Raw genomic sequence first — 12,203 nt, 5'->3', positions numbered from 1 at the left:
TCATCCTTTTTCTAAATACTCTGCATGAACGTCGATATTTGCTGCGATTAAAACAGTAGCCAGATGATATTCCGGTGTAGTGGCCACTTCCCTGTACATTTTATCAATATACAGATGATTCGCTTCGGGAAACTCCCGTTTAAATTGCTTTCGAAGCTTTTCCCCGGATGCATCCGCATCCACGAGAATATATACATCTTTATCAAAAAGTGAATCAATCAGCTCATCAAGCTTAGACACACCAATCGTTCCATTTGTGCAAATAATTTCTACCGGTTCTTTTAGTACGGTCTGTACCTTTCTTTTGTCTGACGAGCCTTCCACTATGATCACCTTGTGATTTTCGTCCATCGCCATAACCACCTAGCACCAGAAAATAATTACTTTACAACATTATAAACATTATTAATTGAATTGTGCGGGTTAGTACATATTTCTATTGTCACTGTTTTTGTTTTATATTGCAAAAATTTGAACTAGCCCCTAAGTATGTTTTTATGAAAAAAACAGCGGCTCAATTGGCCGCTGTTTAATCCTTAACACCAGCCGCCTTCATCACAATCAGTATACCGAGGTTCTGATTGGTCCGGAACTGATACATGCTGGTAAATTCTATTCTGTTCGGATTTATAATGATGACCAAGCTCAAGCTGAACACCTTCCGGGAGTTTGATCTTTCCGATTGGGTCATTTTCTAAATAAAGCTGGATTGCTCCATTTTCTAATTTGCCTGTCACACGGTCAGTAATATCTAATTTTTGCTGATTTAACGTCATCTCTTTACTCCCTTTCCCATGTTCTTCGCTGCTCTTATTTTGTCCGAAATTAACAAGATGCAGTGATGGAAAAATGCAGGAGATTATCAGTAGATATCGATTTAATGAATGCGAAAACGCCTTGATTAAATCAAGGCGTCAGGAGAATATTACTCTTTTGTCATTTCTTCGTATTGTTCAGCTGTCATAAGCTTGTCTACTTCACTGTTGTCAGAAGGTTCAACAACAATCATCCATGCTTTTTCATATGGAGATTCGTTAACAAATTCAGGGCTGTCATTTAAGTCTTCGTTAACTGCTACTACTTTACCGCTTACTGGTGCGTAAAGTTCCGAAACCGTTTTAACAGATTCAACACTTCCGAATGGCTCATCAGCAGAGATTTCGTCTCCTACTTCAGGTAGTTCGACGAATACGATGTCTCCCAGTTCAGATTGAGCGAAATCAGTAATACCTACGCGAACCTTTTCTCCTTCAACCTTTACCCACTCATGTTCTTCAGAATAACGCAACTCTTTTGGTGTGTTCATTTACTATCCCTCCATTTGTATATCTCTATCGATAAATATCGATGGGACCAAAATTAAAGCCATGCTTTTTGATAATCTTCTTCTTTAAAACCTACGGTTACTCTTTCCCCGTCTGTCATCAGCGGACGCTTGATCAGCATTCCATCTGAAGCGAGCACTTCCAATAACTCGTCCTGGGACGCCGTCTTAACCTTGTCTTTGAGCCCTAGCTCGCGATACTTCTGACCGCTCGTATTAAAGAACTTTTTTATATCGAGGCCGCTTTTATTTAGCATGGCCTCTAGCTCAGAGCGTGAAGGAGGGTTTTCGACAATATGTACTTCATTATAAGCTACTTCATGCTGGTCTAACCATTTTTTAGCATTTCTGCAGGTGCCGCATTTAGGGTACCAATAAAACGTCTTTGCCATTTTTTCACCCCTTTGCTAGTATCCCATTAAATAATCCCTCTAAACGGATAGTAACATATAAGGGTGACAAAATTCTAACATTCAGTGTTTAATTTTCTCCATTTTTTCGGCATCACTTATCTATTTCTACAAAAACTGCAAAATACCTTCTTTGCCTTAAATTTTATCAATTGAGAATTCTGCCTTGTATTAAACCTTCGAATAGCCAATAGTCTTCATCTTATAGACATTCAACCTGGATCTGGGCTCTAGAATGACCTTTAGACTGCCTCTTATGGACTTTCAGCCTGGTTTTATGCTCCCGAATGGCCTTTAGACATAAGATAGCAGCGCCTGATCTCCTTCAATATAAAATAGCTCCTCCCCAAAATGGAGAGGAGCATATCTTCACTGTAGTATTAAACCAGGAAGCGTTCAGCCTCAATCAGCTTTTCAGAAGCTTCTCGCTTCTTAGCGATCACGTTAATTGGAGTGTGTCTTGTGAACTTTCGCAGTGCAGAAGTCAGCATGCGAAGCGCATCGCCTTCTTCAGTTGCAACAAGAGTTTCTTTTGCATCGCGTTCGATTTCATTGAAAGCTTCCTGACAGAAAATTTGAGTGTAAAGAAGCTTCTGTTTGCTCTTTTCAAGGCCATCCTTAGCGATTGCTTTTTCCGTACGCAGAACAGCTGATTCCATTGAATAAGCATTTGAGATGATATCTGCTATGTTAACAAGGATTTCTTGTTCTCTTTCTAAGGCCTTGCCAAACTTTTGAGCAGCCAATCCAGCTGCAAGTAAGCCGATTTTCTTTGCGTTCTTAACAAGGTATTTTTCCTGTGCAAGCGGCTCATCACCTGGCTCTTCAGGCATCAGCATCATTAGCTCTTCCTGAAGCTGCTGCGCTTTTTGCAACAATGGAAGTTCACCTTTCATAGCCTTGCGGAGGAATGTTCCTGGAACAAGAAGACGGTTTATCTCGTTTGTACCTTCAAAAATACGGTTGATCCTTGAGTCACGGTATGCTCTTTCAATTTCATATTCTTGCATGAATCCATATCCGCCGTGAATCTGTACGCCTTCATCAACAACATAATCAAGTGTTTCTGTAGCGAAAACTTTGTTCATGGAGCACTCGATTGCATACTCAGCGATAGAATCAGCTACTGCTTTACCGTTATTGATTTCTTCGTCTGATAGCTTGCTCATGCAGTCTTCAAATAGACCTACTGTACGATACACAGAGCTTTCAGATGCGTATATCTTGGAAGCCATTGTAGCAAGCTTTTCTTTTGTCAGGTTGAACTGGGAAATAGGAGTCTTGAACTGCTGGCGCTGGTTAGCATACTTCACTGTAATGCCGAATGCATGCTTTGCTCCGCCTGTAGCACCTACACCCAATTTATAACGTCCGATATTCAGGATATTGAAGGCAATGATATGTCCTTTTCCAGCTTCCCCCAGCAGATTTTCAACCGGTACCATAGCATCTTCAAGAATCAATGTACGTGTAGAGGAGCTCTTGATTCCCATCTTCTTTTCTTCAGCACCTACAGAAACGCCTGGGTATTCTCTTTCAACGATGAAGGCAGAGAATTGTTCGCCGTCGATTTTAGCGTAAACAACGAATACATCTGCAAAGCCTGCGTTTGTAATCCATTGCTTTTCACCATTCAGGACGTAGTGAGTTCCTTCAGCATTCAGCTTAGCTGTCGTTCTTGCGCCTAAAGCATCTGAACCTGAACCTGGCTCTGTAAGTGCATACGCTGCAAGCTTTTCACCAGTTGCCAACACTGGCAGGTACTTTTGCTTCTGCTCTTCGTTACCGAAAAGGACAATTGGCAGGGAACCGATTCCTACATGCGCTCCGTGGGAGATCGAGAAACCGCCTGCGATTGACATTTTTTCAGCTATTAAAGCTGAGCTTACTTTATCAAGGCTTAAACCGCCATATTCTTCCGGTACGTCTGCACCAAGAAGGCCAAGCTCCCCTGCTTCCTTCAAAAGCTTAACCGTACGGTCGAATTCGTGCTGTTCAATATATTCAACCTGAGGCAATACTTCATTCACGACGAAGTCCTCAGCCGTTTTTGCGATCATTTTTTGCTCATCTGTATAATCCTCAGGAGTAAAAACCTGATCATATGTTACATCATCAATTAAAAAGCCTCCGCCTTTTACGAGCTTTTCTGTTTGGTTTTCCATTTATTCTTCCTCCTATCTATTTTTGGGAGGAGCAAATGCCCCTCCGATTTATTTCAAAGGTTGGTTTATGGCTTTATAAAAGTTCAAATACTCCAGCAGCACCCATACCGCCGCCGATACACATTGTCACGACACCGAATTGTTCATTGCGGCGCTTCATCTCATGGATAATGGATAAAGTCAGCTTTGCACCTGTCGTTCCGAGTGGATGCCCAAGGGCGATCGCTCCGCCGTTCACATTGACCTTATCCTCATCAAGTCCAAGCTCTCTGATGACCTGGATGGATTGCGATGCGAATGCCTCATTCAGTTCGAACACCCCGATATCAGAAACTTGCAATCCAGCTAGTTTTAATGCTTTAGGGATCGCAACGACTGGACCGATTCCCATGATTTCAGGAGGTACTCCACCTAAAGCGAACGACCTGAATTTTGCCAGAGGCTTCAGTCCAAGTGATTCCGCCTTTTCACGATCCATCACCATGACAGCTGCTGCACCATCACTTGTCTGTGATGAGTTCCCTGCTGTTACTGTTCCATTGATTGAAAAAGCAGGGCGCAGCTTGGCAAGTGTTTCAATGCTTGTGTCTGGACGGACTCCTTCATCCTGTTTAAATTGAATTGTCTTTTCTACAAGTTTGTTATCTTTTCCTACGGTACGGAGAGTCACATCAACTGGTACGATTTCTTCCTCAAACTTCCCTTCAGCGATTGCTTTTGCAGCACGCTGATGGCTTCTGACAGCAAATGCGTCCTGGTCCTCACGGGAAATTCCGTACTTTTTCGCCACTTCCTCCGCTGTATGTCCCATACCCATATAATATTGGGGAGCAGTTTCAGCCAGTTTCGCATTGGGACGGACAACATGCCCCATCATCGGTACAAGGCTCATAGATTCTGCGCCTCCGGCGATGATAGTGTCTGCATGGCCGATCATGATTCTTTCAGATGCATTGGCAATTGCCTGCAGGCCTGAAGAACAGTAGCGATTGATTGTAATGCCAGGCACTTCATGTGAAAGCCCTGCAAGCGCACCGATATTCCGGGCCATATTCAGCCCCTGTTCTGCTTCCGGCATGGCACAGCCAATGATTAGATCATCGATATTCCCTTCATAATTGCCTGCACGCTTCAGCGTCTCCCTAACTACGAGAGCACCTAGATCATCTGGACGTACATTTGCAAGAGTTCCCTTTTTTGCTTTCCCAATTGGTGTTCGGGCTCCAGCGACGATTACCGCTTCTCTCATCTCATTCCCTCTCTTTCCTTGGATGTTCACTTCTATTTTCCAGCGTTATTAGCTTGATGGATATTAAGCTAGATGATTATCAATCTATTAATTACGCAATGGCTTTCCTTTTACGAGCATATGCTGCATGCGCTGCTGTGATTTCGGTTCAGCCACTAGGCTTAGGAACGCTTCCCTTTCAAGGTCAAGCAAGTATTGCTCATCTACTTCAGTTCCGTATGGAACCTTTCCGCCTGCGATGACATAGGCAAGCTTCTTCGCAATCTTCAAGTCGTGTTCAGAAATATAGCCTGAAAGATGCATAGTCTGTGCACCAAGCAGCAATGTCGCATATCCTGGTTCGCCTGTTACAGGCACTTTCTTTCTGACTGGAGCCTTATAACCGCTTTCAAAAAGGTTTAAAGCAGCTTGTTTTGCATCATATAGAAGATGGTCGCTGTTTACGCTGATTCCATCAGCTTCGTTCAGGAAGTTATTTTCGCGTGCTTCCTCGCCTGAAGTTGAAACCTTCGCCATGGCAATTGTTTCGAATACTTTGTTGGCAACCTTTTGAAGGTCGAATTCAACTCCTTTTGGCAGGCCTTCAAGATGCTTGATATAAAGCTCTTTGTTTCCGCCTCCGCCAGGAATCAAGCCAACTCCCGCTTCAACAAGCCCCATGTAAGTTTCCATTGAAGCCTGGATATGTGCAGCAGGTAAGCACATCTCTGCTCCTCCGCCCAGTGTCATTCCAAATGGAGCCACGACTACAGGTTTAGAGCAATATTTGATTTTCATTGTTGTCTGCTGGAACTGTCGTACAACCATATCAAGATCCCAAATGTTGTCATCCTGTGCTTCCATCAGGATCATCGCCAGGTTAGCCCCTACCGAGAAGTTCTTGCCCTGGTTTCCGATGACGAGGCCTTTATAATTCTTCTCGACTTCATCAATAGCAAAGTTGATCATCTGGAGGATATCCGGACCGATCGAGTTGCTGTGTGAATGGAATTCAAGGAGTGCAATGCCATCACCAAGGTCGATCAGGCTAGCGCCGCCATTCTTTTTGATGACACCTTTTTTCTTTTTCAAAAGCTTAAGGTTGATAACCTTTGGATTCTCATCCACTGCAACGTATTCGCCATTGTGGTAATAGCTAATTTTGCCGTCTTCTTCTTTATAGAAGGAAGTGAAGCCCTTCTCGACCATTTCTTTAACCCATGCAGGAACAGCTTTGCCTTCAGCTTCCATTTTGCTGATTGCTTTTTCAACGCCTAATGCATCCCATGCTTCGAATGGTCCCATTTCCCAGCCGAATCCCCACTTCATTGCGCGGTCAATGGCAACGATATCGTCGGCAATTGATCCAAGCAAATCAGCAGAGTAAATCAGGACTGGGCTGAAGATATTCCAAAGCAGCTCACCTGCGCTGTCCTTTGCATACACAAGCGCTTTCATTTTATTGGAGAGGCCTTTTTCCTGTTTGCTCATTTCCGTGGAAGCCGTTTTCAGCTTTTTGCGTGGTCCGTATTCAAGAGTTTGCGGATCCAGCTCCAGGATTTCCTTGCCCTGCTTCAGGAAGAATCCCTGGCCTGATTTGCTTCCGAGCCATCCGTTCTCTAGCATTTTCTTCATGAATTCAGGTACTTCGAAGACTTCTTTTTCTTCTCCTTCTACCTGGTCATATACGTTTTTTGCAACATGTGCGAAGGTATCCAGTCCAACTACATCAAGTGTGCGGAATGTTGCACTTTTCGGCCGTCCAATCATTGGACCAGTGACTGAGTCAACCTCTCCAACACTGTATCCGCCCTTCAGCATTTCACTGACAGTTACAAGCAAGCCGTACGTTCCGATTCTGTTGGCGATGAAGTTCGGTGTATCCTTCGCTTCGACTACTCCTTTGCCCAGCTTATCTTCACCAAAGTTTTTCATGAAGGCTAGGACTCCAGGATCCGTATCCTTTGTAGGAATTACTTCAAGCAGCTTCAGGTAGCGTGGCGGGTTGAAGAAGTGAGTTCCAAGGAAGTGCTTCCTGAAGTCCTCTGAACGTCCTTCAGCCATTGCCTCAACAGAAATCCCGGAAGTATTCGAGCTGATGATGCTGCCATGCTTGCGGTATTTATCTACATCAGTAAAAACTTTCTTCTTTATATCAAGGTTTTCGACGACTACTTCGATTACCCAGTCAACGTCCTTCAGTCTTTCCATATCATCTTCAAAGTTACCCGCTTCAATTAAAGCAAGATTCTTTTTGGAGGCCAAAGGTGCTGGTTTTTGCTTTAACAGCTTTTGCACTGCGCCTGCACTGATCCGGTTGCGCACCTGTTTGTCATCTAGCGACAGGCCCTTCGCTTTTTCTTCTTCCGTTAGTTCCCGAGGTACTATGTCCAGCAGCAATGTTGGGATGCCGATGTTTGCCAGATGAGCCGCAATCCCCGATCCCATGACACCTGATCCAAGAACCGCTGCCTTTTGAATTTGTCGCATCAAATTTGTCTCCCCCTTTGACTCTTTTTGAATGAATACTCATTCATTTTTGCACCAAAAAAAATATGCATATAAATGAGCTCTGTTAATTACTACTATAAAATATTTAAAAAATTTCCGCAATAATAAGGTGCGGAAAAAAGAAAATTTTTTGAATTTTTTAACCAAAATTTTATTTCTCCCATTTGGACAACCTAAAAAAGCGATCACCTGCTGATCGCAATACATTAACGCTTTAATCTATTGGGGGTCTAACCCCCAGTGCATTAACGCTTTATTCTGGTGGGGGGCTGACCCCCGGTACGTTAACGCTTTAATATATGGAGGTATGATGATGGCTAGGATGAAGAAGCATCCGTCGAAGGCGGGAATTAGTGCTGCGAGTGTTAAAGGGAATGCTGGTCCTTCTATGGGGCAGGGCGGCGAAGGCAAGGTTAATAGCCAGAACAGCCAGTATAAGAAATAATATCGAAAAGACAACAGGCTGACATATAGCTATGTCAGCCTGCAGATTATTCTCGTTTATTTCTTGAACATTCCCTTTAAGACAAATGCTACGTTTGCAGGACGTTCAGCAAGACGGCGCATGAAGTATCCGTACCAGTCTGTTCCGTATGGTACATAAACGCGCATTGTGTAGCCTTCGTTTGCAAGCTGAAGCTGCCTTTCCGGCATGATACCGTAGAGCATCTGGAATTCGAATTGGCTGTTAGGGATATTATTTGCTTTTGTGAATTCTTTTGTAAAATTGATGATCGCATCATCATGAGAGGCAATTGCAGTATAGTTGCCGTTCAACAAATGCATTTTTATGATTTTCTTGAAGTTTTCATCAACATCTTTTTTCTCTGGGAATGCTACTTCAGGAGACTCTTTATACGCCCCTTTTACCAAACGCAGATTCGGTGAAAATTGATTTAGATCTTCAATGTCTTTTTCAGTACGGTAAAGATAAGCCTGGATTACCGTTCCGATATTGTCATACTCCGACTTTAACTGTTTGTAGATATCCAGAGTTTTTTGGCAGCGAGCATAATCTTCCATATCAATAGTGACAAAAACATTATTCTCCTTTGCTGCTTCCATGATCCTGCGCATGTTATTCATGACGACCTGTTCAGAAATATCAAATCCTAAGGATGTCATTTTCACACTCAGTTGAGCATTCAATTTTTCACGGCCAATAGCTTTAATGGCTTGAATAGAATTGTCTGCCCTTTCATTGGCTTCCCTCTCGTTATCAACGAATTCGCCTAAGAAATCGACTGTGACAGCTAATTTTTTCTGATTCAAACCTTTTATGACCTGTACAGCCTGATCGATTTGTTCACCCGCTACAAAGCGTGATGCACCGAAACGAAGACCATACTTCTTAGCCATTTCAGTGAAAAATTTATTTTTTGATAAAAAAAGAAAAAAGTCCCTCATTAATTGTTCCATCGTTTTTCCTCCCCTTAGTGAAACCGATTACATTACCCCTTAAAAAAAGTTGCTTCATCTATATATATTTTGCAAAATCATTTTATCATTTTTTTTGATTTTTGAATATTACTTTTGTAATAAAATGTTCTTATTTGCCGAATCATGTCCCGCATACTTTATTTTACCGTGGGAAGGATAATATTCGATGATAAAAACATTATTCAGGAGGTTCAGTTATGCAGCAGCAGAATATGAATTTTCAAGGCCAGCAACAAGGAATCATGCAACAGCCGCCATCAGTCGTTTCCTCAAAGGATTCTTTATATTTGACCGATATGCTTTCATGGAATCTTCTTGCTACGAAAAAGGCACATTTCTTTGCCCAGCAGTGCCAGGATCCAGAATTGAAAGCCGAAATTGAAAAGTGCTGCCTTATGCACGAAAAGCATTATCAAACAATCCTTTCACACCTTAACAGCCCGCAAAACCAGGCATATACAGGAATGCAATAATTATAAAAGCAACACTTGGCTCCAGGATTTTAGATAAATGAATGGTAATAGAAACCAACAGGAGGAAAAGCGGATGAACCAAAACCAGAATCAGCAAAAGATCCAGAATCCAGAAACACAGATTCAAAAGACACCGCAAATGAACGACCGTGATTTTATCAACGATATTTTAACAACTGAAAAGTATATGACAACTTCATATACTCAGGCACTGCATGAAGCCAGTCATGACCAGCTGTATCAAGACTTATTAGGCATCTACACCGAAACTTCTAATGCACAGCGCAACCTATACAACCTGATGTTCAAGAAGGGCTGGTATGCTGTCGAGGCGGCAGATTCACAAAAGCTGCAGCAGTCCCATCAGCAGTTCCAAGGGTATATGAACCAGTTCCCTCACGGCGGCCAGCTTCAATAATTAGGGACCGTTGCAGGATTTCCACTGGCGGGTGACGGTCTTGAGGACAGTTTTTCGAAGCGCAGCTCATTTTGTCCTTTTGAGTCTCTCTATTGGACACTTTTACGGCAGGTGGCCTGCAAATTGTCTTTTAGAAGCTCTCTATTGGACAGTTTTACGCCAGATGGCCTGCACTTTGTCCTTTAGAACCTCTCTATTGGACACTTTTGCTGCAGATGGCCTGCATTTTGTCTTTTAGAAGTTCTTTTACACCAGATGGCCTGCACTTTGTCTTTAGAACCTCTCTATTGGAAATCTCCTGTCAGAGAGGTAATAAATCTTAACATGAATAAATAATGCCAGAGAAAGAACCATCCCGATTCCCGGAATGGTTCTTCCTTTATTTTTGCCTGTTCTTTTCATTGAGTTCCTTTACTTCTGCAATGACATTCTTCATTTGTTCTTTTGCCTCAGGATATTCCGCATTCCAATGCTTGGCAAGCGGCGGCATTGACTTGGCGATGTGGCTATACAGAATCCACGCTTTCACCTTTTCTTTATTTTCAGCAGAACCTTCTCCTACTAACAGTTCTGTGTATTTCTCCAGTAATCCGTCGATTTGGTCTGTAAACGTCTGGTTCATTTCCAACACTCCTTATTTCTTGGGCCCGCAAATTTTCGGGCAAGTTTTGCAAAAACCTTTAGCATTTAGCTTATAGGTAAAACAGCAAGTTTTTCTGACTCTGACGAAAGAGTTTGTATCTTCCTGGTATACCGGCTCAGTGTAATACCTCGCCAGTGGGTTTTGGTGATAGTTCCCGAACAATGAGCCTGGTGCGAGCCGAATAACATAGTTGAAGTCCTCTGCTGCCCGTGCTTTGATGACCTCATCCGCATGCTCAGCTAATACTTTTTCATACAGCCAATAAATATAGACTGCCACATTTTCCCACAAAATCAATTTCGAGATTTTAGCAGCTTTTCCGAGTGTCTCCATTATAGGAAAGATATTGTCCTCAAATAGGTGTCGAACCGCTTCCCTTCTCCATTCATCACGACTTTCGTCAGGACAAAGAAGCGCTGACTTACTGTTAAAATAAAAATCCGGCAGCCATAGCCCATCCTTTTTCATCTCTACTAAAAGCAAAGAATCTGGCGCTGCGTTAAGCTGTTTATTAAAGACACTCATCGCATATAAGTAAATGACTGCCAAAAAGGCATGTCTCTTCATCCATACCGATGCGGTCGTCTTTAGGTCAGGGGAGACCATTTCTACTTCTAGCTTCCGAAGCAGGCTGTTCATGCTGGATTCTTCAAGCAACCTGGTAAACTCAATTGGAGTGACGCCATCTGGAAGGTCCGAGGCAAAGCGGAATTTACTTAACTCCTTTATTTCGGCAGCAGATAACTCAGCTTTCATCTGCTTTTACCGGACGATTCTTCAGGATACAGCGTCCCTTACCATAAGGAATGCATAAAGGTGTCCCGAATAGAGGGTCAACAGTTACTTCACACTCCATGCCGAACACATTTTTTACAAGGCCGCAGTTAATGACCACCTCTGGTTTTCCCTGGGCAAATATTTTCTGGTCTTTGATTGCCACAATATTATGGGCATATCTGCAGGCAAGATTCAAATCATGCAGAACCATCAAAATGGTCCGCCCTTCTTTTTCATTCAATTCATAAAGCAGATCAAGGATTTCGATCTGATGCGTCATATCCAAATAGGTTGTCGGTTCGTCAAGCAGGATGATATCCGTATCCTGGGCCAGAGTCATGGCAATCCAGGCACGCTGTCTTTGTCCGCCTGATAAAGAGTCGACTGTCCGGTCCTTCAAATGGTCTATTCCTGTTGCCGCAAGGGCATTCGTTACTTTTGCTTCATCTTCTTCTGACCATTGCTTCAGCCATGATTGATAAGGATATCTGCCTTGTTTTACTAGCTGCAATACAGTCAATCCCTCTGGCGCTGTAGGCGATTGTGGAAGGATCGCCATCTTCCTGGCAATCTCTTTCGTCGATAGCTTAGAAATCGCTTCACCTTCAAGCAAGATGGAGCCTGCCTGCGGTTTAAGAAGCCTGGCAATGGAACGAAGCAATGTCGATTTCCCGCAGCCATTGCCTCCGATGAAGACGGTAATCTCACCCTTCGGTATCTCGATATCCAATTCTTTTATAATGATAGAGTCACCATATGATAATGTCAGTTTTTCTGCCGCAATTGCCTGGGCCATATCCATTCCCCTTTCCAC

General features: G+C 43.0%; 14 protein-coding genes. 3 read left to right on the top strand and 11 right to left on the bottom strand.

Translation table 11 applies throughout. The annotated features are described in order from the left end of the window. The 7 genes from V7654_RS04510 to V7654_RS04480 form a co-directional block, all read right to left on the bottom strand. Window positions 1–357 (bottom strand): toprim domain-containing protein, encoded by a 357-nt coding sequence (locus V7654_RS04510; RefSeq protein WP_335428817.1) that lies wholly within the window; start codon window positions 355–357, stop codon window positions 1–3. Window positions 358–536: 179 nt separating this feature from the next. Then, on the bottom strand, window positions 537–776 hold the full coding sequence (locus V7654_RS04505) for a YusG family protein (RefSeq protein WP_335428815.1): 240 nt from the start codon (window positions 774–776) through the stop codon (window positions 537–539). Window positions 777–925: 149 nt separating this feature from the next. Further along, window positions 926–1,306 carry a glycine cleavage system protein GcvH gene (gcvH, locus tag V7654_RS04500; RefSeq protein ID WP_335428811.1) on the bottom strand — a complete coding sequence of 127 codons (381 nt, stop codon included), beginning with the start codon at window positions 1,304–1,306 and terminating at the stop codon, window positions 926–928. A 53-nt stretch (window positions 1,307–1,359) separates the two neighbouring features. Continuing rightward, window positions 1,360–1,716: an arsenate reductase family protein gene (locus V7654_RS04495; protein WP_335428809.1), complete on the bottom strand. Its 357-nt coding sequence runs from the start codon at window positions 1,714–1,716 to the stop codon at window positions 1,360–1,362. A 398-nt stretch (window positions 1,717–2,114) separates the two neighbouring features. Continuing rightward, window positions 2,115–3,899 carry an acyl-CoA dehydrogenase family protein gene (locus tag V7654_RS04490; RefSeq protein ID WP_335428808.1) on the bottom strand — a complete coding sequence of 595 codons (1,785 nt, stop codon included), beginning with the start codon at window positions 3,897–3,899 and terminating at the stop codon, window positions 2,115–2,117. 73 nt (window positions 3,900–3,972) lie between these two features. Next, window positions 3,973–5,148: an acetyl-CoA C-acetyltransferase gene (locus tag V7654_RS04485; protein WP_335428862.1), complete on the bottom strand. Its 1,176-nt coding sequence runs from the start codon at window positions 5,146–5,148 to the stop codon at window positions 3,973–3,975. Between the two features lie 87 nt (window positions 5,149–5,235). Beyond that, window positions 5,236–7,617 carry a 3-hydroxyacyl-CoA dehydrogenase/enoyl-CoA hydratase family protein gene (locus V7654_RS04480; RefSeq protein ID WP_335428861.1) on the bottom strand — a complete coding sequence of 794 codons (2,382 nt, stop codon included), beginning with the start codon at window positions 7,615–7,617 and terminating at the stop codon, window positions 5,236–5,238. A gap of 334 nt (window positions 7,618–7,951) precedes the next feature. On the opposite strand from V7654_RS04480, the gene V7654_RS04475 reads away from it, so the two are divergent. Further along, the gene (locus V7654_RS04475) at window positions 7,952–8,083 is read left to right on the top strand and encodes a YuzL family protein (RefSeq protein ID WP_335428807.1); all 132 of its coding nucleotides are present in this window, start codon (window positions 7,952–7,954) and stop codon (window positions 8,081–8,083) included. 56 nt (window positions 8,084–8,139) lie between these two features. On the opposite strand, the gene V7654_RS04470 is transcribed toward V7654_RS04475, so the two are convergent. Then, a complete protein-coding gene (locus V7654_RS04470) occupies window positions 8,140–9,057 on the bottom strand; it encodes a proline dehydrogenase (protein WP_335428805.1) in 918 nt (305 codons plus the stop codon). Window positions 9,058–9,275: 218 nt separating this feature from the next. Between V7654_RS04470 and V7654_RS04465 the strand changes: the two genes are divergently transcribed. Then, window positions 9,276–9,551: a hypothetical protein gene (locus V7654_RS04465; protein ID WP_335428804.1), complete on the top strand. Its 276-nt coding sequence runs from the start codon at window positions 9,276–9,278 to the stop codon at window positions 9,549–9,551. 73 nt (window positions 9,552–9,624) lie between these two features. Next, a complete protein-coding gene (locus tag V7654_RS04460) occupies window positions 9,625–9,969 on the top strand; it encodes a spore coat protein (RefSeq protein WP_335428801.1) in 345 nt (114 codons plus the stop codon). 379 nt (window positions 9,970–10,348) lie between these two features. On the opposite strand, the gene V7654_RS04455 is transcribed toward V7654_RS04460, so the two are convergent. Genes V7654_RS04455 through V7654_RS04445 form a run of 3 tightly spaced genes read right to left on the bottom strand, consistent with a single transcriptional unit; the run spans window position 10,349 to window position 12,185 of the window. Next, window positions 10,349–10,591, bottom strand: coding sequence for a YusU family protein (locus V7654_RS04455; protein ID WP_335428800.1), 243 nt, complete (start codon window positions 10,589–10,591; stop codon window positions 10,349–10,351). 12 nt (window positions 10,592–10,603) lie between these two features. Beyond that, on the bottom strand, window positions 10,604–11,368 hold the full coding sequence (gene fhuF / locus V7654_RS04450; protein ID WP_335428798.1) for a siderophore-iron reductase FhuF: 765 nt from the start codon (window positions 11,366–11,368) through the stop codon (window positions 10,604–10,606). Beyond that, window positions 11,358–12,185: an ABC transporter ATP-binding protein gene (locus V7654_RS04445; RefSeq protein ID WP_438825248.1), complete on the bottom strand. Its 828-nt coding sequence runs from the start codon at window positions 12,183–12,185 to the stop codon at window positions 11,358–11,360. The genes fhuF and V7654_RS04445 overlap by 11 nt, the downstream gene beginning before the upstream one ends. Window positions 12,186–12,203: the final 18 nt, after the last annotated feature.

It is taken from the genome of Bacillus sp. JJ1609, from assembly GCF_036967045.1.
Lineage (GTDB): Bacteria > Bacillota > Bacilli > Bacillales > Cytobacillaceae > Mesobacillus.
The sequence above is the reverse complement of the archived record's forward strand: the minus strand, read 5'-3'. Positions and strand labels throughout refer to the sequence as shown.